Source organism: Acidobacterium capsulatum ATCC 51196 (assembly GCF_000022565.1).
Taxonomy (GTDB): domain Bacteria; phylum Acidobacteriota; class Terriglobia; order Terriglobales; family Acidobacteriaceae; genus Acidobacterium; species Acidobacterium capsulatum.
In genome coordinates, this window is the sequence record NC_012483.1 from 1,470,171 (window position 1) to 1,493,202 (window position 23,032).

Below are 23,032 nucleotides of genomic sequence, written 5' to 3' on the forward strand. Positions count from 1 at the left end.
CAGGCACGGAGAGGACTCAATGGCGCTGCGACAACAGCAGCATGGCCACGAAGAGCGCAATGGGAATGGCGGCCAGCGCCACGTAGACCAGCACCTTGCGCCAGGAGCCGGAGCGCTGGGTCTTCCACTCGCGCAACTCGCTGCGATCGGCCACGCCAACCTTGTCGAGATTTTCAAGATCCCAGGCGAAGGCGTGCGCGTTGGGGTAGCGGTTGCGCGGGTCACGCTCGAGGGCGCGGTAAAGCACCTCTTGCAGGTGAGGCGTGATCTGCGGGTTGGCCTCGCGCGGCGGCAAAGGGTGGCGCATGAGGCGCTCATTCATCACGGCCAGGGGCGATGGGCCGGTGAAGGGCGTTTTGCCGGTGAGCATTTCGTAGAGCATGATGCCGAGCGCATACAGATCAGACCGCGCATCGCCGCGCTTGCCCTTCACCTGCTCGGGCGAAATGTATTCGGGCGTGCCGAGCGCCTGTGTGTAACCGGTGTAGGTGAGGCGTTTGGCGCCTTCGAGCGAGGCGATGCCAAAGTCAATGAGCTTGATGTGGTCGTGCTCGTCAACCATGATGTTTTCCGGCTTGAGGTCGCGGTGTACGACGCCGTGATTGTGAATGTATTCGAGCGCGCGCAGAATGCCGAGGGTGATGCGGATGGCGCGCTCCTGCGAGAAGGCATGCTCTTCATTGAGCAGCGTGCGGAGCAGCTTGCCGGGCACCCACTCCATGACCATGTAGGGGCGGGAGTGGTCATGATGCGGCACGATCTGCATGACGTTGACGTGGTGCATGCTTTCGCCGATCTCTTCTTCGCGCTTGAAGCGGTCAAAGAGAATGGGGTCAGCCTCGATGGAGGCGTGCGGCACCTTGATGGCGACCTGGCGGCCGTCGCGCTCGTCAGTGGCGCGGTAGATGGTGGCCATGGCCGTCTCGGCTACCTTGGCGTCGATGCGGTAGTGGTCAAGCTGCGCGCCGACTTCGACTTCAGCAGGAAGCATCATGAAGCGTTCCTCTTTCGGCGGCCCGTCGAGCCGCGGGAGAGATCAGCATGGCTGGAGTATAGCCAGCCAGGAGGTAAGAAATGCGTAAAGTTGCCGCTCATTTTCCGTAAGCCGGCGGCCATGCGTCGCGATTGCGGCGGGCAGAGAGTCATCGGGGCAGAAATTCGTCTCCGTAGATCACAAACTCTGGATAAGCGCCGGCGCCCAGTTCGTGCAGGTCCATGCCGAGACGTTCTCCCTCGGCCGAGGTGCGGTAGCGCAGCGCCTTGTTGAGCAGCCAGTGCATGCCGTAGAGCAGCGGGAACACGAGGCCCAGCAGCGTGCCGATGCCAAGCAGTTGCGCGAGCATCTGGCCGGGCGGAAAGCCGCCGAGCAGGCCCAGCGCGAAGAGGCCCCACAGGCCCGAGACGCCGTGGACGGCAATGGCTCCGGAGGGATCATCCATGTGGGCGTAGACTTCGAACCACTCGACCAGAAACGGCAGCGCACCACCGGCGAGCGCGGCAGCCAGCAGCGCCTCGGCAGGCGAGGCATAAGGCGCCAGCGCGCTGCTGACGACGAGGCCTGAGACCCATCCGTTGGCGCAGAGCGAGGCATCGGGCTTGCGAAAGCGCAGGCCCGTCACCAGCATCGCAGCCAGCAATGCGGCGGCGGCGCTGAGCAGCGTGTTGAGCACCACCAGCACCAGCGACGGCAGGGCGATACCTGCGAAGAGAATTGCGCCGAGACAGTTGAAGGCCATCCAGCCGGGCAGCAACAGCAGGCAGCCGAGCAGCACATAGATCATGTGATGGCCGGGAATGGCGCGCGGCATGGAGGAGCCGGAGAACTTGGTGCGGCGCGGGCCGAGAATCCAGATGACTGCCAGAGCGCTGAGACCACCGAGCGCCTGCACGGTGGCTGCGCCGCCGGGGTCGATGAATCCCGCTCCGAGATGAAAGCTCGTGCCGAGCGTGGCGAGCCAGCCGCCGCCCCAGACCCAGTGCGTAACGACGGGAAAAGCGAACGCAGCAAAGACCGCCGTGACTAGACAAACTGAGCCGAGACGCCAGCGGTCCGCGCCCGAGCCCCAGGGAATCAAGGCGGCGAAGCCTGCGGCCAGAGCCTCGAGCGCGGCGGCGAAGCTGGCGGGAGTTCCGGTCCAGTGCAGGCCGCCGAGGAAAAGCGGGCGCGCGCCGATCCAGTTCCAGGAGGTGGAGCCGAGGTCGAGCGAGTAGTGGGTATTGCCCGGATAGGCCGCGAAGGAAAAGCCTGTCATGCAGAAGACGATGGCGGCGACGGCGATGATCGCAAGCGCGCCGAGCAGCGATTGCGCCGCGCTGCGCGAGCGGCCGAGGCCGGTGTTGAGCAGCGCGATTCCGCACAGTGCGAGCGGCGCGAGCAGGAGCAGCAGCAGGCAGAGAACGGCGGATACGGTGTCGAGCGGCATCAGGTTTGTCCTCCGGCGAGGGCGCGATGATAACGGCCGGCGAGGAAGAGACCGAGCAGTTCCACCAGAAGGCCCGCAACGACAAAGACAAAACGTAACCATGTCGATGACAAAATCACCGGCGCGATGAGCAGCAGCAGCCATCCGGAAAGGAGCAGGAGAAAACCGGCCCACTTCATCGTGCGCTCCCGAAGAGAATTTCGGCAAAAGGCAAGGCCGGATTGAGGCTGTACGTCATGCGGGGATGGATGGGTGTCTGCATCATGGCGGATTCCCTGTCAGGCCTCGGCCCTTGCCTTGAGCTGCGTGGAGCCGGATTCAGCGGTTGCTGCGTAGGACGCGGGGGCGGCTTCGTCCATGACTTCGCCGCCGCCGGGAATGTCTTCATCGTCTTCGGCGCACTTGAGATGGAAGGCTCCGCGCAGGGCCACGGGCGTGAGCAGCGTGGTGAGCAGCACGACGGCAACCATGAGCGCGACCTGCGACTCGGTGAAGATTTTGGCGCGCACGGCCATGGCGGCGACGATGATGCCGACCTCGCCACGCGAGACCATGCCGCAACCGATGCGCAGGCTGCGCACGGGGCTGAGGCCGCGCGCGAGAGCCGCGAGTCCGCAGCCGAACATTTTTGTAACTACAGCGATGACAAATATGACGCCGAGCAGCAGCCAGTGTCCGCCGAGGGCGCGAAAGTCGCTGGTGATGCCGATGGAGATGAAGAAGAGCGGAATCAGCAGACCGTGGCCGAGCGCGTGAAAGGTGCGCTCGACGTCGGCCTTGAAATCAGACTCGGCAAAGACGAAGCCGATGAGATAAGCGCCGGTGATGCCGGCGACGCTGCCGAGCCATTCGGCGCCGACGGCATAGACGAAGACGAGCGCGAGGACGCAACTGGTGACAGCCTCGGCCGAAGAGAGGCGGCGCATCTGCAGGATGAGCGGGTCGAGCCAGCGTTTGGCTCCGCCGTAGCCGATGACGAAGAAGATGCCGACGCTGAGAGCGATGAGCAGCATGCGCACGGCCAGCGGGTATTGCGCGGCAAAGCTGACATGATGCTGCAGCCAGACGGCGGCGGCGGGAGCGACGCCGAAGGACTGGACATCAGCTCCGCTGGCGGTGGCGGTGAGAAAGGCCAGCACGAAGAGGCCCATGACGTCATCGATGACAGCCGCGCCCAGAATGACGGAGGCCTCGGGGGATGACATGCGCCCGGCATCCATGAGAGTGCGAGCCGAGATGGAAACGCTGGTGGCGGTGAGCGCGCCGCCGAGAAAGAGGGCGACGTTCCAGGGCAGGCCGAGCATGTGACCGGCGGCCGCACCGAGAAAGAAGGGCCAGATGACGCCGGAGAGCGCGACCAGAAAGGCCGTGACGCCGGCCTCTTTCATGCGGTCGATGTCGGTCTCAAAGCCGGCGATGAACATGAGCACGAGGCCGCCGACTTGCGCGAGCAGCATGAAGGCACTGTCGGCCTGGGCTCCGCGAAAGGGCGCCATGTGGAGCATGTTGAGCGCGGCCGGGCCAGCGACGATGCCCACGAGCAGCTCCCCGATGATGCCGGGGATGCCGACGCGGGAGCAGACGGACGCGAAAATCTTGCTGGCAGGCAGAAGAATCGCGATCAAAAGCGCGAGTTGGAGAATCTGTGGCATCGAGCTACTGCGGGCTCAGGGCTACGGCGCTGGACTCCTTGGCGGAACGGCCGCTCCAGCGGCGCGCGAAACTGAACATCTGAAGCATTTTGCCATATCCGCCACGCTCGATGCCCTCGCGCAGCATGGTGCGGATGGTGGCGGCCTGGCGGCGCGCAAGGTCGGCCTGCAGCGAATTGGCGGCCAGCTCGACGGCCAACTGCGTTTGCTCGGCAGCCTGATCGCAGATGCGCAGGCGCATGAGCAGCTCGCCAAACTTGAGGCGGGCGATGAAGCTTTCGGGTTCGAGACGACAGGCTTCGCGCAGCTCTTCCATGGCGGACTGGCCATCGAAGTTGACGCAGAGCGCCATGCCGAGCAGCACGCGGAGCGGAGCGGACTCCGGCTGCAATGCGACGGCCTCGCGCAGATGAGCGACGAGTTCGGCGCGCTCGGGGCGTTCGAGCAGACTGGGGTCGCGGAACATGCGCGCCAATTGCGTGCGGGCCGCGTCAGGAATGGCCGCCGGGAGGGCCAGTGGCGCGGCCTGCGAGGAGGTCAGGGAGGATTCAGTATTGGCTGCGGTGGACCACTGAGTCGTGCCGGTCATCTTCGTAAGCTCCTGGAACGTGGACCGCGCATTGTGCAGGCGCGGGCTGGAGAACAAAGGTGCAGCAGAGGGAACGACAAGAGTAGTTCCCTCCGCTGCATGCAGGAGAAGTGGTGCTCAGGCGATGGCGGCTTCTTCGGCCATCGTGAGGAATGCGGGTTCCGGCTTGAAGACGAACTCGGGGTAACCGAGCTGGCCCATTTCTGGCAGGTCGAGACCCGCGACTTCCGACTCGGCAGAGACGCGCTGGCCTACCGTGATGTCGAGAATCCAGTTGAGGACGAAGCTGAAGGTGAAGACGAAGCCGATCAGCGTCACGATGCCGACGAGCTGTGCGACGAGTTGGCCCGCATCGCCATAGAAGAGGCCGGTGACTGAGCCGTTGACGCCGTTCCATGCGCCGCCGTAATTGCTCTTGCCGTCAGCAAAGAGCCCGACAGAGAGAACGCCCCAGAGACCGCAGGTGCCGTGGACGGAGACCGCACCGACGGGATCGTCGACCTTGAGCTTGTTCTCAATGAAGGCCACGCTGATGCAGACCAGGACGCCGGCAATGAAGCCGATGATGGCCGCGCTCACCGTGTTCACAAAGCCGCTCGGAGCCGTGATGGCCACCAGGCCTGCAAGCAGGCCGTTGGCGCCCATGCCGGCATCGGGCTTGCCCTTGAAGATCCACATGTAGAGGAGGGCTCCGAAGGTTCCGGTGCAGCCGGCGAGCATGGTGTCGACCGCGATGGTGCCGATACGCAGATTGCCTGCGGCCGACGCGCCCAGCGTGCTGCCGGGGTTGAAGCCGAACCATCCGAAGGCAAGGATGAAGCAGCCGACCAGCACGGCCGAGATGTCATGGCCGATGATGGCGTTGCTTGAACCATCGCGATTAAACTTTCCGATGCGGGGGCCGAGGATAAGGGCAACGGCAAGAGCGGTAAGGCCACCGACGGCATGCACCACGCCGGAGCCGGCAAAGTCGCAATAGCCATGGCCGAGACCAAGGTTGGAACCGAGGGCCGAGAGCCAGCCGCCGCCCCATGCCCAGTTGCCGAACAGAGGATAAGTGAACGCACCCATGAGCACGGACGAGACGCAGAAGGTGAGGAACTTCCAGCGTTCGGCGGCCGCGCCGGTGACGATGGTGAGGGCCGTATCCATGAAGACCATCTCGAAGAGGAAGATGACCATCACGCCCACATCATAAGTGTGGCCGGAGAGGAACATGCCCTGCGTTCCCCAAACTCCCCAGTGGGCGCCGAAGAGGGTGATCATGTGCTCGGGAGCGAGCGTGGCGAGGCCGCCAAGATTGCCGTTGCCGGCGGCACCGCCCATTTGTATGGCGAAGCCTATGAGCCAGTAGGCGAAGAGCCCGCACGCATACACGGTGAAGTTCATCATGTAGGTGTGGTTGGCGTTTTTGACGCGGCAGAGACCCGCCTCGACCATGGCGAAGCCAGCCTGCATGAACATGACGAGGAAGCCGGTGACGAGTGTCCAGACAAAGTTGATGGCGATTTTGTTCTGGCCGACCTGATTGGCGACATCGCCGGTGGTGACTCCGGCTTTAGCATTGGAGACCGGCACGTCATTGATGGTGCCGGTGAGCGTGCCGCCAGGGTCGCCCTGCGACATCTGGGTGGCAGTGGGGGCCGCGGCTGCGGCGGCTTTAAGATCGGCGGCGGCCGATCCGGCCTGGGCGTGAGCCGTGTTGCCCAAGGCGAGCAGCAACGCGACTGCGCAAATCCAAACTCGATTGCGGAATTTCTTCATTGGCTGGGCTCCGGTTTAAGAAAAGTTAGGCCTTCCAAATGGCGTTCTTGTTGCACGCCGCCGGCAGAATTCCGATCATGCCGACCAGCGAAATCGCGAGACCCACGAGCGCGATGACCATGCGTCCGCCCACCGATGCGGTGAGGTGCAGGCCAAAGAGCGTGAGCAGCCAGCCGCCCGCGGTGACGACCGCTCCTACCAGCTTCATCACGGCAGGTTGCGCGCCCAGCGCAGGTTTGCCTTCCAGCGGTTTGAGCTTGAAGAACGTGAAGAACGACGCTGCCAGAACGACGAGCCCAATGACCAGCGCAGCCTTGCCCACACCACTCGAAAAGGCTGCGATTCCGGCACACGTGGCCGTCAGCCCTCCAAGAAAGAGCCCTAACGACCGGCCCTGTGATTTGTTTGCCGCCATATCCCTTCCTCCAGGAAGAATTGATTGAACTGCATGGGGTGATTCCCTGGCCCTGAGCGAGGAGAAAGCTCAGAGCCGGGGGCTGGCTTCCGCCCGGATGCGATCAGCTCGCCCCGGGACCGGAAACAGGAACCGCAACGCGCCGGTGACGCCCGCTCCGGCCTTTTCTGACTGGCGTCTCAAGCGTGACTCGCTCTCGGGTGGCGCTCTTCTGCTCTTTGGCCACGGGAAGCGCGAGAAAGACGATGAACTGCAGAGCCGCCGTGAGCTCGACGACCAGCGGTACGCCGGTCTGCAGCCGGACCAGGATGAGAATCCCGACCATGGCAAACCACTGCCAGCGGGAGCGGCTGAGCCGCTCCACGCGATCGGTCAGACGGAACAGATCGCGCGGGCGCTGAGCGATGTCCCGGATCTCCCCCGCTCTCGCCTTGAAGCAGGCGACAGCAAAGAAGCCGGAAACCAAGAGTTCGAGAAAGAGTGCCTGATCCTTCATGGGTATCTCCGTTCGAGGTTTGCCGCCGCGTTACCGCTTCGGACCAAAGAAAGCGATGAAAGCCACGGTCAGCGTGGATTGCGCGTCGACCATTCCGGTATCTCCCTTGTGGAAGAAAGGCTGATCAGACCAGTCGCGCCGGTACTCCACGCGGGTGAGCGCGCCTGCGTTCCACTTGTACTCATAAGTCGCGGTGACCTCTTTGAGCTGCTGCGTGGTGCCGGTGGAGTAGCCCTCGCTGTCATTGAAAAATTCACCACGAAACGAGAGCGCCTGCTTGGGCAGGAACTGCTCGTGCAGATCGCCGGCGAAGCCCTGCCAGTGCGCCGAAGACTCAGGCGTTGCGCCGGAGGCATCGGTGTGATTCTGGCCGTAGTCGTAGTTGAGATAAGCACTGAACTTGGGCGTAGGCGTGAGATTGAGCGTGGTGTCAATCAGGTTGCGGTAGGCCTTCTGTGTGTCGGTATTCTGCGGGCCGACGTAGTAGTTGAGCGCCCAGTTGTACTTGGGCTTGGTGTAGAGGCTGGTGAGGCCGACGGTGACGCCGCCGTTGTTGGCCACGACATTGTTCCAGCCGTTGACGACCTGCACGCCGGCGGTCCAGGACTTGGTGACGGGCGTGGAGGTGCGGATGCCGAAGTGATAGTAAGGAATGGCCCAGGCAAAGAGGATGGAACGCGAGTAGTTCCAGTCATTCATCGCCTCGATGACTTCAGCGCCGGCGGAGGTTACAAACTGGCCGAAGTCAAGCTCAGTGCCGTGCCACTTGGGAGGAGTGGCGCTGATGTAGGCCTGCTCAATGTAGCTGTCGGTGTTCTTGTCGGTGCTGGGGTGCATGATGTCATTGGCGCGGCCGAAGATGAGATCCACATGCACGCCGACCGGATCAGGATTGTGGTTGATGGTGAGCTTGGCCATCGCCAGGTTGAACTGATCGGTCTTGTCGTTGAAGTTGTACAGGTCGTTGACCTGTCCGTTGGCGGCATTGCTTGGGCGGTTGGCGTTGTAGCTGTAGTAGCCGTCGACCAGGCCACTGAAGTCGAGCGAACCGACACTCCATACTGAGGGCGCGGGAGCAGGTGCGGGTGCAGGTGATGGGGCGGCTGCAGGTGCCGGTGCACTCTGAGTCTGTGCAAAGGCTGCAACGCTGCAGCAAAGAAGAACTCCGAACAATCCACGTGAAACAGGTTTGATTTTCAAGACGCGGTTCCTCCATCCAAAAATGTGTACTGCTGACTGCATCGACACATCCAACGAGGCTTAATAGGTACAGCTCCAGCGGAACCCTCCTCCCGGGGCCCTGAAACGTTGCCTCTGTAAAAACTGCTTGCGTTCTGGATGGACCTAGGAACTCATGTTGGTCATGAGGAATTCATAAAGAACTTACATAAAGGGCATAAGAATCCACCAAGGCCGGGCGGGGGGTATTGATTAGAAAGATAAGAGCAAAAAGCAACGGGGTGGCCGAAGCCACCCCGCAGATAAGAGTTGATGCCGAGTTAGAAGCTGAACTTAACCTCAACTTCAGAGATGCGGCGGCCAATCTTGATGTTGGTCGTTCCGAACACGTTCGCATTGCTGTTCGTCGCGCTTGCCAGCGCATTCGGGAGCGACTGATAGAAGGTATTGGAGTTGGTTGAGTTGAAGTTGGTGTAGTTGAGAATCAGATTATTCGGCTCAACGTTCGTGTCCAACGTGGAGTTGGCATGGTTGAGGAAGTTGAAGGCCGTGTAACGGACCAGGATGCTCCGGCTGCCACCAAGACCGAAACTCTTCTGCAGCGAGAGATCCGTGTCAAAGAAGGCAGGTCCGGCGACCTCATGGAACTGATAGGGCCCCTGCTGTCCAACCTGGGTTGGAAGGCTGAAGCAGGAGTTGTTGATGTAGACGTGCGAACCATGCGTTGCGGCCGGATTACACGTTACCTGCGGCATGAGATAGACATCCGGGGTACCCAGCAGTTCCTGCGCGCTGACCGGAATGTTGGCTTTGTAGCCGTTGTACAAAATGTTCAACGAACCCGTGGTGCCGAAATCAGGGTTCCAGCTTGCCTGGAGAGGCGATCCGCTCTGCGCCGTGGTGATGCCAGAGATCATCCACTGATTGGCGAGACCGGCCAGCAACCGCTGATGGAAGATCTTGCCCACCGTGTATGCATAGGTGGCGTTGAAGGCATTCCGGCGATCAAAGGCCTCTGGACCGTAGTTTGAGCGCAGATCGAACGGAGTTCCCGGGGTGCCGTTGTTGGAAGCACCCCATACGCCCAGAGCCTTGGACCAGGTGTAGTTGATGCCAAAGGTCAGCGGCCCTTGCTGCTTGTTCCACGTGACCTGCAGGGAGTTGTAGTTCGCGTAGAGCCGGTGGCTTGCGATGTTGAGCGCGTTGTAATCAGGGAACGGACGGAAGTCATCCACCTGCTGCTGGCTCAATCCGCTGATTGCCGTGCAGGTGCTGCTGCTGCTGCCGGGCGGGCAGGCGAGAGGATAGGTCTGGCCAGTGATTGGGTCGGCCTTGTAAAGGCCACCAATCGGGATGGCGTTGATGTTGTCAGTGGTGACAGGCTGCGTCGAACCATTGTCGAGCAGATGCCGCGAGATGTTGCCGATGTATGCGATCTGAAGCAGGGAGTGCCAGATTGTCCGCTGATCGAGATCCACGTTGTAGGTATAGATCTGCGGCTGCAGATCGTCACCCATCTTGAAGCCGGAGACGCTGGTGGTTGGGGTGAAGCCCGAGCCGGTGACGGCATTCTTCGCCAGCTCAGGTACTGCCTGCTGGTAGAGGAACGGGCCGGTGAGCTGAATGGTGCGCTGCCCCACGGCTTCGCTCGCCGGTGTCTCAACATCATTTGCGGAGTCGTGCGAGGTGTAGAGGCCGAAGCCGGCGCGCAGCACCGTCTGGCCGTTGTGACGCATATCCCAGGCAAAGCCTACGCGCGGTTCAATGAAAGGAGCATGCGCGTTGATGCCTGAGGCGGGAATGCTCTTATCGATTCCGTGCCAGAGGAAGCCGGGCAGGCTGGGATTCTGACCCGTGGTGTAGGTGGAGGGATCCCACACAGGGATGCCGATGCCGTGGGCATCGCTCCAGGGAGCCAGATCATCAATGCGGACGCCATACTGCAGTGTGATGTAGGGCGTGACACGGTAATGATCCTGAACGTAACCGGCAATGTTCCAGAAATAGATATTGGGAGCCGGGTCCAGATTGGTTTGCGAGTACTGGAAGACACCACCTTCGAGGAAGTCGGCAAGATAGTTGCCGCCGTTCCCGCTACCCTGAGCACCGGTGGAATATTCGGTGGTGCCATTGGGCGCGTCGTTATAGGTGCTGCCGATGTAATACATGTCAATCGCGCCGTTTGTAGCAACGAAGGGCGTGGCCTGGTGATTGTTGGTGAGACCGATATAGATGCCACCGCGCAGGGTGTGACGGCCCAGCACCTTGGTGATGTCGTCTTCTCCGTAACGATCCCACTTCTTGGCGTAAATACCGCCAAAGCTGGTATCCGGATAAAGGTTTACAGGCAGACCGTTGTAGCCGTAATCCTGGAACTCGGGAATGACTTTGGACCCATTGTTAAAGATGCCAGAAAAATTCCACTGTCCATTCAGCGTCAAAGCGGCCGGGTCTTTCAGAACGTAATCCTGGTCGAAATAAGCACCGGACAGACTGAGTTGGTTGGTCATGGTGGGGCTGAGGATGGTGGTCAGATTGAGCGTGCCGATCTCGGAGTTGAGATCTGCCAGCATGCCGCCACCCGGAGTGTTGGTGCCGCCCGTCGGGCCATGTGGAGAGTAGTAGGGCACCTGGGGAACGCCTTCCTTACCGCGTTCGGTGCTGTACATGACAAACAACCGGTTGTTTTGATTAATCTGGTCGTCGATGCGGATCTGGCCCTGCCAATTGTCATTGTCGATCAGGTTGGTGTGCGCATAGTTGTAGCCCTGCGTGACCGTAGCCTGGTTCGGCAATGGAAGAGTATTAATCAGCGCCTGCTGCGTGGCATTGAGGTTGGAGCCCAGCTGTCCATTGGCCAGAGGAGTTCCGTCAAGGCCGGTCGCCGGAACGCGGGCGAGGTTTGCATAGGAACTATTGCTCGCGAGCGGCCCCAGGTACTGATTGAGCTGTGCCTGACTGAAATCGCCGTTGCGCATGGCTGCGGTGGGAACCAGGGCCGTGACGATCGCGCTACCAGCGTTGCCGTAGGCATACTCGTTCTTCTGGAAGTAGCCTTCAAGACCGGCGAAGAACGTGAGGTGCCGGTTGTGATTGAAGTCCAGATGCGGCAGCAGGACGGGACCGCTGATGGCAAAGCCGGGATAGATTTCGCGGTCTGGCGGAGCGGACTGATGATCAAACTTAGAAAGCCAGTCCACCGAATTCATCTGATAGGTGCGCCCATAGGTGTATACATCGCCGTGGAACTCGCGCGTGCCAGACTTGCCAACAGCATTGATGATCACCGGGCCGCCGACGTTATCCGCTGTGGCGCCCGAGGTGTCCACCTTCACTTCAGCGACCTGATCATAGTTGATGTTCTGCAGGCTGCCGCCGTAGTTGCCGGGGTCTGTAATGTCGATGCCGTCATACAGTTCTTCAATCGCGCTGCTGATGGTGCCTTCAGCAGAATAGGAACCGTAGCCGCCGGCCACGGAGACCTGGGCCGGATCACTCACCGGGGTATTGGTGACGCTGTTGTTGCCGGTCGAGAGCGAGAAGCCGGGCAGAATTTTCAACAGTTCCGTAACGTCGCGGCCTTCGACGGCGAGGTGCTTGATGTCCTGCGCAGAGATGAGGGTGCTGGCGGAGCCGGAATCCAGGGTGATTTCATTGGCCGCGGTTTTGACCACGACGGTTTGCGTCGTGGAGCCGGGCTGCAGAATGAGCTCGTGCAGGTTGCGCGAGTCGCCTGGATCGAGGTGGATTCCGCCAACCTTATCGACCTGAAAGCCGGACATCTGCACGGACAACGTAAAGTTGGCCGAGGGCAGATCGACGAAGGTGAAGTCGCCGGTTCCGTTGGACTTGGTGGTGCGCACGTCGCCGGTGGCCACGTTGGTCAACTTGACCGTCGCACCGGGAAGAACGGCGTGCGTGGGATCGACCACGGTGCCGCTGAGGGTAGCATTGTTGGCTTGTGCAAGGAGCATGTGCGGCGCCGCGCAGACGGCCGCAGACGCGACGGCAAGCCGCAAGTAGCGGCCCCATCGCCCGTTTTTGGGTTCCATTGTTGACTGCCTCCTGAAGATTTACCTGTGTCAAAAAGTGATGCAAATAAAACCGTTAACTAACTGTTTACAATCGATTACCGTATAGCATTCAGCCACAGCGGGAAAACTATTGTCAAGTGGGCAAAGCGATTTTCCTAACGAGTTATACCGCTTTACCATGCCAGCAAAAGGCCGAAGCAGCGTCCTTTTTACTGGCCATAGCTATTGGATTCTGAGTTAACGTTTAAGGCATTCGTTTGCCCGGCACGGGATACGTTTTCCGCCTCTTTTGAGAGATCGGAAAGAACAGGAAAACTATTAGCAATATCATAAAAACGCGCAGGGTGCGGTGACCCGACCGGGACTCCTGAGATCCGGCGTCGCCAACCGGGCACGCCGCAGAATCGATTTTTTGTGACCGCACCTTAACACCCCTGTCACAACCGGCCGGTAGCATGACGGCTTACCGGATATGAACGTTCTGCTCATTGAAGATGACCGGCGCATTGCCCAACTGGTGGAGCGCGGGCTCAGGGAAGACGGCCATCGCGTTTCAGTGACGCATGACGGAGCCGACGGAGCACGGCGCATGCTCTCGGGCGAATTTGATGCGGCGCTGCTCGATATCCTTCTGCCCGGAATGAGCGGCCTGGAAGTGCTGGAACGGGTGCGCGCGCAACATTGCAAGACTCCGATTCTGATGCTGACGGCCGTGGATGCCGTGCCGAAGGTGCTGGAGGCATTTGACCTGGGCGCGGACGACTACCTGGTAAAGCCATTTCTGCTGGAGATTCTGCTGGCACGAGTGGGCGCCATTGCGCGCCGCGTGCAGCCCCAGGCACCGCAAATGCTGCATGCCGGCGGGCTCACCCTGGACCGCCAGCGCCGCGTGGTGGCACGCGACGGACGCCAGATTGCTCTGACGCGCAAGCAGGTCGATCTGCTGGAAGTGCTGATGCGGCGCAGCGGACTGGTGACGTCGCGGGAAGAACTGATTGAGGCGGGATGGGGAAGCGCCTCGGCCGTAAAAGAAAATACCCTTGACGTCTATATTCATAGCCTGCGCACCAAACTGGGCGACCGCTCAGAGAATCGCCCGCTGATTCGCACGATTCACGGCACGGGCTATACGTTTGTGGCGGATTGATGATTCGCTCTCTGCCGATTCGCGCGAAGCTGACGATCTGGTTTCTGCTGCTCACCTTTGCGGGCGCGCTGCTGTTTGGCGTGATCTCGTATGGCGTGATGTTTTATGCGCTGACGCAGGAAAAAGCGACCCACCTGGTGGGTCGCGAGCACCGGCTGGTGCGCCTGCTGCGCGACAACCGCAAAGAGCATGTGAACTCGACGCTCGATGAGCAGCTCGCCAACTTTGCACTGGTGACGCATGAGGGGGATCTGTTTGAGATTCGCCGGCAGGACGGTTCCCTGCTCTTCCCGGTCAGCAGTCGCCGTGCGCCGCGGGTACCCTCCACCCCCGGCGACTGCCCCAAGCGCAGCTACAAGCTCACGCGCATTGAGGGGCAGTGGGCTGTGGTGATGTGCCACACCATTTCGCTTGAAGGCAACGTGGTCACGCTGCATGTGGGCGGCATTCTGGGCGAAGAGCTGAATATTCTGGACACCTATCGGGATGCACTGCTGTTCCTGTTGCCCCTGATTCTGCTGGCTTCTTGCATGGGCGGATACTTTTTGAGCCGGCGTGCGATGGCTCCAGTGGACCGCATGACGAAGGCTGCGGTGAACATTGGCATCGGCAATCTGTCGGCAAGGCTGCCGGTGCCGCAGGCGCGCGACGAGGTGCAGCAACTGGCCGAAGCGTGGAACCAGTTGCTGGGCAGGCTCGAAGCCGCAGTGCTGCGATTGAGCCGCTTCTCTGCTGATGTTTCGCATGACCTGCGCACGTCGATCACCGTGATGCTGGGTACGGCGCAGCTCTCGCTGCGGCAGCAACGCTCCGCACAGGAGCACCGCGACGACCTCGAACGCATTGTGACCGAATGCCGCACCGCCTCCACCCTGCTGGATGCGCTGCTGTCGCTGGCACGCAGCGACAACTTCATGCAGGAAGTTTCGTTTCAGAAAATTGAGCTGTGCGATCTCGCCGTGAGCGGCTGCCGCAGAGTGGAAGACCTGGCCGAGGCCAACGGCATTCTGCTGGATTGGGTGTTGCCTGAAGCGCCGGTCTACATCTATGGTGACCGGCAGTTGCTCGAGCGCCTGTTCGGCATTCTGGTGGATAACGCCATCAAGTACACGCCGCCGAGTGGCGCCATTCACGCGGAAGTCACTCTGGAGCACGGGCAGGCCGTGCTGGCCGTGCGCGATACCGGCATCGGCATGACGCGTGAGGTGCGCGAGAAGATCTTTGACCGCTTCTATCAAGCCGATCTGCGCGAGCGTAAATCACAAGCCGGGTGCGGGCTTGGGTTGTCCATTGCCCGCTGGATTGCCGATGCACACCGCGCGGAACTGACGGTGGAGAGCGCGCCGCTCGAAGGATCGCTCTTCCGGATCCGCTTTCCCCAGGTCACGTCTGAGAATGCCGCGCCGCACATGGAGCAGCAGTTCAGCTAGCGGCTTACCGGCAGGAATGGCGCGCGGCACAAAAAGGAGAGGCAGCCGCAAACGAATTGCGACTGCCTCGGTTACGAATGGAAATCACGGCAAGTTCAAGCTGCGGCGCTGCCTAGAACTTGAACCTTGCCCCAAACTGGAACTGACGCGGCGTATTCACCGTGCTGGTGATTTGACCAAAGGTTTCCGCCACGGTTGGCTGCGTCTCGACGGCGGTGATGGTCGGTACGCTGGGCATGCCGAGCTGCGCATAGTTGGTCACGTTGTAGGACGAAACCTCGATGCGCAGGTTGCGCTCGCCGCCCAATGAGAATGATTTGTAGAGCGACAAGTCAAGATTGCGCGCGCCCATGGTGCGCATGTGGTCGAGATAGGCTGGCGCTGATCCCGGCACAAACGGGCTGGACGGAATCGAGAAGCAGGCCGGAGTGAACCAGGTGGTGGCATTGCGCGGCGCACCCTTGCTGGGGTTGCAATTGAGATTGGCGCGCTGATTGAAGTAGGAGATGCCGGCCCCCACGGTGGGCGAGGCAATGGGAATGCCGCTGCTGATATAGGCGATGCCGTTGACCGTCCAGCCGCCGGCAAAGGCGTCGCCGAGCTTTCCGAGCTGCACGGCTCTTCCCTTGCCGACCGGCAGATCGTAAGAGGCCTCGGCAGTGAGCTGATACTTCACATCCTGCGGGCTGACGGACCACTCGTATTGCAGATCCTTGGTGTCCTGCGGCGCTCCGCCATGCGAGCCCACAAAGCCCAGCGGAGGGTTGCCATCGTTGGTCATCAGCTTGGCCCATGTGTAGCCGACCAGCATGGTGAAGTGATTGGTCAGCCGCTTCTGCAGCTTGGCCTGCAGGGAGTTGTATTCGGATGCGCCGATGGGATCACCGTTGACGAGAACGCCGTTGCCCGAGCCATAGCTGCCGTTGCCGAACTGCGGATACTGCTGCAGCGCTACCCACAGCGGAACAGTCGAGGAGCCATAATTGCCGTTCGTTGCCGGCTGCGTGGCGGCCCACTGGTTCGGGACCATCTGGCAGTTCGGGTTGGAGGTATCAACGCAGAGCGCCGCGCCGTACTTGCGGATGGTTTCAAGGCTCAGGGTGTTCAGGTCAATCTGGCCAAACGGAAGAAAGAGCCCATGGCTGCCGACGTAGCCGACACTCAACACCACGCCGCGAGGAAACTGATATTCGAGCCCCAGGTTGTAGTTGTAAGTGGTCGGCGTGCGCTGGGAATGCAGAACCGTGTTGATGGTCTGCCCGAGATTGTTGTTCAGGCCCGAGGGCGGCGAAGTCAACACTGGCACCACTCCATTGGGAAATGGATTGCTAAGCGAATAGATTCCGGTTTCACTCGGGGCAGGACTGCCCGGCGCAGCACCCACGCACCCTGAGGTGCCGTTGTAGACCGTGTTGCCATCGGCGTTGAGACAAGTGGCGTTCCAGTTGGTGACCGAAGAGAAGCCATCGCTGTCAAGCGAGCCATTCGCAGCCATCTCAGGGCTGGGGCCATAGTAGATGCCGGCGCCACCGCGCATGACGACATGGGTGAGCGGCTGCCAGGTGAAGCCGAGGCGAGGGCCAAAGTCTTTGAGGTTGGTGGTGAAGGGCGAGCGATTATGGCTGTTGACGTAAATCTCAGCGCCGGTGAAACCGACACCGTTGTCATTGCCCTGCGCGTTCGGGTCGAAGTACTCCAAACGATTGTGACGCTCGTTGCGGCCGACGAAGACATCCCACCGCAGGCCGGCCGTGATGGTGAAGTTCTTGAGCGCGTGGTAGGTATCCTGCACAAATGCGCCGTAGTAGGGATTGGATTCCGCAACGAAGAGATCTTTGGTGAAGTTGACGCTCTCGGTGCCGGGCGCGGTGCCCATGCCGACGAGGAATGAGGCGAAGTCGCTGCCGCCCACGCCGCTCGCTACCGATTGATCCGTCGCGCTCACGTCGAAGTAATAAGCCCCTGAGGGAGCCGGTGGCTGCCCCACGTTGAGATAGCGCTTCAGATATTCAAAGCCGAAGCTCAACTGGTGCTTGCCCTGAATGCGTGTGAGGTTGGCGATGAAATCGTGGTTCTCGCTGGCGTACTGGAAGGTGTCATAGTTCGCCGTGCCACCCACGCCGCCGCCCACATCGTTGAAGATGACATAGGGCAGCGTCTTGTAGTTTTCCTGCGCGGCCAGCGATGCCGGGAAGCCGAGCGAAGTAATGTCAAAGCCGGTCTGGCGCGGGTCTCCGGTCTGGTTTTCATCGTGACGCGTAAAGGAATACCGCAGTTGCAGCACGGTGTTGGAGTTGAAGGTGTAGTCATCGGCCAGCAGAAAGTTGTGAGCGTTGGTGATGTTTTGCGCGTAGAAGGGATCCCACATGTTGTTGAAGGCGTTCACCAGAGAACTGGTGAGGTGCGCGTACGAGTAGCGGCCGAAGATGTGCTGCTTTTCGCTCTTGGCCCAATCAAGACGTACATCAAACTTCTGCGCCGTGGAGGGATCGGTGCCCGGCATGTAGTAGTTATTCACATCGCCATTGGGATCAGAGTCGCAGGTAGCAGGATTGGGGTAATTGCACTTGGGCATCTCGGAGAGAAACTTGAGCGCAATTGGATTGGGATTGGAAATGATGTTGTTGGCGAAGGGCTGACGCGTGCCGTCGGGATTGTCGGGAAGACGCGGGTCGTAGATGGTGAAGTTGTCGCTGGAGAAATCGCCCGTGCGCTCGGCCGAGGTGGGCACGGTGAAGAAGTTCGATCCATCAAAGAGCGCCTGTTGTGTTGCCTCATAGTCGCCAAAGAAAAACAGCTTGCGACGAATAATCGGGCCGCCCAGCGAGCCACCCTCCTGATAGCGATGAAATGACGGAGGCGTATTGGGCATGCCGCCGGAGAGCTGCCCTTGCTTGTTGAAGTATTCATTCGACGCCAACACATCCGGACGAGTGACATCGAAGATGTCGCCATGGAATTGCGAGCCGCCGGCCTTGGTGGCGAGGCTGATCACGCCAGCGCCGCCGCTTTGATAAGTGGCCGGAGTGTTTTGCGTTTCGACGCGCGTCTCTTCCACATCGTCTTCCGGCAGCACCATGGCCGGAAGAATGACGCCGGCATTGTTCTCAGCCACGCCGATCGGGCTGCCATCGACCATGTAATACACCGAGCCCTGCACCGCGCCGTTGATGGTGTAGGAGGAAACGTCAATGCCGGGGCGGCCGCTCGTGATGCTCGAAATCGCCTGTGAATTCGAAGAGTTGGGCGCGCCGTTGGCCGGGGTGACGCCGGGGCTGAGTTGCACGAGATCATAGACGTCTCGGGTCAGCAGTGGAACGCGATCCATGGTGGCCGCATTGATCAACTGGCCGACGGTGGAGTTGGTGGAGGCCGTCAACCCTTCGCTGCCGGTAACGGTCACCACCTGCGTGACGCTGCCCAGATGCAGGGCCAGATCGACATTGGTGGTTTGATCGACGGAAACGGGAATGCGGTCATGGACCACGGTGACAAAGCCGGGCTGGCTAGCGCGCAGACTGTAGGTTCCTGGATTCAGAGAGAGAAAGCCAAAATCGCCCGAAGCATTGGCCGTGGTGCTTTGCACGACATGGGTCGCCGAGTTGGTCAGTGTGACCTTTGCGCCTGGGATCACGGCTCCGGAGGGATCGGTGACCGTGCCACTGATGGCTCCTCTGCCGGCCTGGCCAAATGCAGCCACGGTGAAGAGACACAAAAGCAACGTACATAAGGCCGTGAGGGCGCGTCTGGCAAGCTGAACATCGGATTTCATGGTCACCTCGTATTTTGTTCTTGATTTCAAACGTTTGAATGGATTACGACTTTAGGAACAATTGCAAACCATGTCAAGAAAAAAATGGCTGTGAAGCGGGGATTGCAGGCCGGCGGGCAGGGCCAGGATTCTCTTGAGGCAGTAAAGGAAAAGCAGGGCCGGTCAGCAATCCACGTATGATGCTGTTCGGACACCAAAGCCGAGGAGGGTAAGAGTGGGAAGAAGCGCAACAGGACATGTCACCTTGTCTGACATTGCACGCGCGTGCCAACTCTCTGTTTCCACCGTGTCGATTGTGCTGAGTGAAGCACCGCTCTCGCGCCATGTCGCCGAGTCCACACGTCAGCGCATTCAAGCGACGGCGCAGAAGATGGGCTATCACCCCGATCTGTATGCGCGTTCGCTGCGCCGCCGCCGCACACAGACCATTGGAGTGCTGGCCTATGACACCTCTGACCCGTTCTGCATTCCCGTGGTGCGCGGCATTGAAGAGGGCCTGCAAAAGGCACAGTACTTTTCGCTGCTGGTGAATGCGCAGACGCAGCGCAAGCTCTTTGACCAGTACCTGCGCATGATTCTGGAGCGGCGCGCGGAAGGCGTGATCATCATTGCGAGTTGGGTCTTTGAAGAAGCCAACCTGCTCTCTGACATTGAAAAAAACAACGTGCCGATTGTGATTGTGGGTCGCGACCTGACGGAGCGGCGCGCAACGTCGATCCTTGTGAATAACCGTGCCGGGGGCGCGATGCTGATGCGGCATCTGGCTTCGCTGGGGCATCGGCACATCGCCGTGATTCGCGGGCCGCAGGAGATGTTTGACAGCGTGCCGCGCTGGGAAGGCATTCAGAGTGCCGCAGCCGAGGCGGGCATTCGCATTGAGCCGCAACTTGTTTTCCAGTTGCCCAATCTCTCTGACTCCATGTCGAGCTTTGACGGCGGACGCGAGATTGCGGGGCAGATGCTGCGCTCAGGGAAAAAGTTCACCGCCGTGATTGCCTTTGACGATCTCACCGCTCTGGGCGTGGTGCGCGGCCTGACGGAAGCGGGCCTGCGCGTGCCGGAAGACTGCTCTGTGGTGGGCTTTGACGACATTCTGCCGGCGAGCGTTTCGACGCCGGGCATTACAACCGTTCGCCAGCCGCTGCAGGAGATGGGCCTGCTCGCCACCGAGCGCATGCTGCGCGCACTCTCGCAAGGCAAGGATGGAAAAGAGCAGGAGGCCGGACTGCACATCCTGCAGCCAAGGCTGGTCACCCGTACCTCATCCGCACCGCCTCAAGGTCTTGTAAAAGCAGGGAAAAAGGCTGCAAAGCAAAAATCAGAAGCACGCCGTTGACAAGCATGTAGCTTTCGGATTACCTAATTCAAACGATTGAAGCAGATGTTTTTCCTGCTGTTTTCCAGAGCAGGAGACTGGGAAAAAACGCCGCCCGGCGGCAAACTGGGGGTTTCCTGACGATGAACCGTTCTCGCCTATGTTCTCTTCTCGCCGCTTTGATGATGGCTCCGCTGCTGCACGCGAGCCAGGTCACACCGCTGCATGATGGCTGGCGCATCCAGTCTGCCTGCAAACTCAGCGCGGGGGGAGAAACCATTTCGCGCGCAGATTATTCGCCTCAAGGCTGGATTACGGCGACGATTCCAAGCACGGTGCTGGCGGCGCAGGTGGCGGCAGGCGTCTTTCCTGATCCGTACTTTGGCGACAACCTGCGCAAGCTGCCGGGCATGACGTATCCGGTGGGCGAGAACTTTGAGAACCTGCCCATGTCGCCCAGCAGCCCCTACCACTGCGGCTGGTGGTATCGCGACACGGTTATCGCACCTGCCGCAAACGCACACGGGCAGCAGTGGCTGCATTTTGGCGGCATCAATTACCGTGCCGATATCTGGGTGAACGGGCACAAGGTTGCGGACTCCTCACAGATTGCCGGCGCGTACCGCACCTATGACCTCAACGTGACGCCGGAGTGGAAGCCCGGACAGACGAACGTAATTGCGGTCGAAGTGTTTGCGCCGACCCACAAGGACCTCGGCATCAACTGGGTGGACTGGAATCCAGACCCGCCGGATCGGGACATGGGATTGTGGGGCGCGGTGAAGCTGATTTCGACCGGGCCTGTCGCGCTGCGCTCGCCCATGGTGGCCACGCACTTTCATGATGGCGACTTGAACGAGGCCGAACTCACCGTAGAGGCAGAGTTGCAGAATACGACCGATCATCCGCTGCCGGTCACGGTCTCTGGCGGCGCAGCGGGCGCTCAGTTTACACAGGACCTTACGCTTGCGCCGCATGCGACGCAGGCAGTTCTCTTCACGCCGCAAAAGTTTCCGCAGTTGACGATTCACCATCCAAAGCTCTGGTGGCCGCGCCAGATGGGCACTCCGCATCTTGAGGACCTCACGATGACGGTGCGCGCTCAGGGCAAGGTTTCGGACCAGAAGAGCATTCCGTTTGGCATTCGTGAAATCACCTCGGAGCTGACCGCGGGTGGCGCGAGGTTGTTCCGCGTCAACGGCAAGCCAATTCTCATTCGCGGGGGCGGCTGGTCACAGGACATGCTGTTGCGGCGCGATCCCGTGCGTTTGCGGAAGCAGTTTCAACTGGTGCGCGCGCTCAACCTGAATACGATTCGGCTTGAGGGCAAGATGGAGTCGAATGACTTCTTCCACCTCGCGGACAAAGACGGCATTCTGGTCATGGCCGGCTGGTGCTGCTGCGACCATTGGGAGCATTGGAAGAACTGGACGCCCACCGATCTGCAGGTGGCCACGGCCTCGTTGCACTCGCAGATGCTTCGCCTGCGCTCTCACCCGAGCCTGCTGGCGTGGCTGAATGGCAGCGACAACGCGCCGCCCGCCAATGTGGAAACGGCTTATCTGAACGTGGAGGCCGAGACTCACTGGCCGAATCCTGTGTTGTCGGCAGCCTCTTCGCAAGACACTACAGTGACGGGCCTGAATGGCGTGAAAATGACCGGCCCTTACGACTATGTGGAACCCAGCTACTGGTATGTCGATGAGCGGCACGGCGGCGATTATGGCTTCAACACCGAGACGAGTCCCGGGCCGGCGATTCCCTCCCTGGCCAGCCGCAAAAAGTTTCTGCCCGATCCGCAGGCGTGGCCGCCCTCCGCAGACTGGAGCCTACACTATGGCGGCGGCGGCTTCAAAAATCTTGCAGCGCTCGACAACGCAATGAACGCTATTTATGCCAAACCCACCAATCTGGCCGACTACACGCGCATGGCGGCCACCATGGAGTATGACTCAGAGCGCGCGATGTTTGAGTCCTACAGTGGCAACAAGTTCGTTTCGACCGGCGTGATTCAGTGGATGCTGAACAACGCATGGCCGTCGATGATTTGGCATCTTTACGATTACAATCTTGATCCTGATGCAGGCTACTACGCCGTCAAGAAGGCCTGCGAGCCGCTGCACATTCAGTACTCCTATAACAATCAAGGCATTCTCGTGGTCAACAGCACCTATCACTACGTGAGCGGGCTTACGGCGAACGTAGAGGTGCATGATGTTCACTGGAACGAGCTCTACAGCGCAACGGCGAAAGTCGATGCCGCCTCCAACAGCTCGCAGCGTGTCTTTACTCTGCCGGAAAAGCTCTTCAATGGCATGACACGCATCTTCCTCATCAACCTCAAGCTCACTGACGCCAACGGACATGTCGTGAGCCGCAACTTCTACTGGGTGCCTTACACGCTCACGACCTTTGCGTGGGATGCGACGGACTACACGCATACTCCTGCTGCCCGCTACCCTGACCTGCGCGCGCTCACCGGTCTGCCGCAGGCAAGCGTAAGCTCTCATGCTGAGATCGTGCGCACCGCGCAGGGCCGCGAGATTCGCCTGCATCTTGACAACACTTCCGGGCACCTCGCCTTCCAGGTGAGGGCGGAAGCGCTGACACCGTCGGGCGATTTGATTGCTCCGGTGATCTGGTCAGATGACTGGATTGAGCTGATGCCCGGTGAATCACGCACGCTCACGGCTTCTCTGCCCAAAGATGCCCCGGCAGACACAGTGGTGAAGCTGAGCGGATGGAATATCGCATCGACGACGCTGACGCCCGCTGCCGGTAGCGATACGGCAGCGCGGAAATAAAGAGCACAGCTA

At 60.5% G+C, this 23,032-nt stretch carries 15 protein-coding genes; 4 read left to right on the top strand and 11 right to left on the bottom strand.

The annotated features are described in order from the left end of the window. Positions 1–16 precede the first annotated feature (16 nt). From ACP_RS05980 to ACP_RS06025, 10 genes are all read right to left on the bottom strand, one after another. Positions 17–994: a serine/threonine-protein kinase gene (locus tag ACP_RS05980; RefSeq protein WP_015896397.1), complete on the bottom strand. Its 978-nt coding sequence runs from the start codon at positions 992–994 to the stop codon at positions 17–19. A gap of 148 nt (positions 995–1,142) precedes the next feature. After that, positions 1,143–2,423, bottom strand: a complete 1,281-nt coding sequence (locus tag ACP_RS05985; RefSeq protein ID WP_041839339.1) for a hypothetical protein — start codon at positions 2,421–2,423, stop codon at positions 1,143–1,145. After that, the gene (locus tag ACP_RS18285) at positions 2,423–2,602 is read right to left on the bottom strand and encodes a hypothetical protein (protein ID WP_041839340.1); all 180 of its coding nucleotides are present in this window, start codon (positions 2,600–2,602) and stop codon (positions 2,423–2,425) included. Before ACP_RS18285 ends, ACP_RS05985 begins: the two co-directional genes overlap by 1 nt. 99 nt (positions 2,603–2,701) lie before the next feature. Further along, positions 2,702–4,075, bottom strand: coding sequence for a cation:proton antiporter (locus ACP_RS05995; protein ID WP_015896399.1), 1,374 nt, complete (start codon positions 4,073–4,075; stop codon positions 2,702–2,704). Between the two features lie 4 nt (positions 4,076–4,079). After that, positions 4,080–4,664: a hypothetical protein gene (locus ACP_RS06000; RefSeq protein ID WP_015896400.1), complete on the bottom strand. Its 585-nt coding sequence runs from the start codon at positions 4,662–4,664 to the stop codon at positions 4,080–4,082. 117 nt (positions 4,665–4,781) lie between these two features. Next, on the bottom strand, positions 4,782–6,428 hold the full coding sequence (locus ACP_RS06005; RefSeq protein ID WP_015896401.1) for an ammonium transporter: 1,647 nt from the start codon (positions 6,426–6,428) through the stop codon (positions 4,782–4,784). A 25-nt stretch (positions 6,429–6,453) separates the two neighbouring features. Beyond that, complete coding sequence (locus ACP_RS06010; protein ID WP_015896402.1) at positions 6,454–6,843, bottom strand: hypothetical protein; 390 nt, start codon at positions 6,841–6,843, stop codon at positions 6,454–6,456. A gap of 103 nt (positions 6,844–6,946) precedes the next feature. Beyond that, positions 6,947–7,339, bottom strand: coding sequence for a hypothetical protein (locus ACP_RS06015; protein ID WP_041839342.1), 393 nt, complete (start codon positions 7,337–7,339; stop codon positions 6,947–6,949). Positions 7,340–7,369: 30 nt separating this feature from the next. Continuing rightward, entirely contained in the window at positions 7,370–8,539 is a 1,170-nt protein-coding gene (locus ACP_RS06020) for a porin (RefSeq protein WP_015896403.1), read from the bottom strand. 299 nt (positions 8,540–8,838) lie between these two features. Then, complete coding sequence (locus tag ACP_RS06025; RefSeq protein ID WP_015896404.1) at positions 8,839–12,570, bottom strand: TonB-dependent receptor; 3,732 nt, start codon at positions 12,568–12,570, stop codon at positions 8,839–8,841. 454 nt (positions 12,571–13,024) lie between these two features. Between ACP_RS06025 and ACP_RS06030 the strand changes: the two genes are divergently transcribed. Both ACP_RS06030 and ACP_RS06035 read left to right on the top strand, forming a co-directional pair. Further along, on the top strand, positions 13,025–13,699 hold the full coding sequence (locus tag ACP_RS06030) for a response regulator transcription factor (protein WP_015896405.1): 675 nt from the start codon (positions 13,025–13,027) through the stop codon (positions 13,697–13,699). After that, positions 13,699–15,129 carry a sensor histidine kinase gene (locus ACP_RS06035; RefSeq protein ID WP_015896406.1) on the top strand — a complete coding sequence of 477 codons (1,431 nt, stop codon included), beginning with the start codon at positions 13,699–13,701 and terminating at the stop codon, positions 15,127–15,129. The genes ACP_RS06030 and ACP_RS06035 overlap by 1 nt, the downstream gene beginning before the upstream one ends. A gap of 112 nt (positions 15,130–15,241) precedes the next feature. On the opposite strand, the gene ACP_RS06040 is transcribed toward ACP_RS06035, so the two are convergent. Beyond that, positions 15,242–18,901 carry a TonB-dependent receptor gene (locus ACP_RS06040; protein ID WP_015896407.1) on the bottom strand — a complete coding sequence of 1,220 codons (3,660 nt, stop codon included), beginning with the start codon at positions 18,899–18,901 and terminating at the stop codon, positions 15,242–15,244. A 244-nt stretch (positions 18,902–19,145) separates the two neighbouring features. On the opposite strand from ACP_RS06040, the gene ACP_RS06045 reads away from it, so the two are divergent. Both ACP_RS06045 and ACP_RS06050 read left to right on the top strand, forming a co-directional pair. After that, positions 19,146–20,237, top strand: a complete 1,092-nt coding sequence (locus tag ACP_RS06045) for a LacI family DNA-binding transcriptional regulator (RefSeq protein ID WP_238525666.1) — start codon at positions 19,146–19,148, stop codon at positions 20,235–20,237. 122 nt (positions 20,238–20,359) lie between these two features. Then, a complete protein-coding gene (locus ACP_RS06050; protein WP_015896409.1) occupies positions 20,360–23,020 on the top strand; it encodes a glycoside hydrolase family 2 protein in 2,661 nt (886 codons plus the stop codon). Positions 23,021–23,032 lie beyond the last annotated feature (12 nt).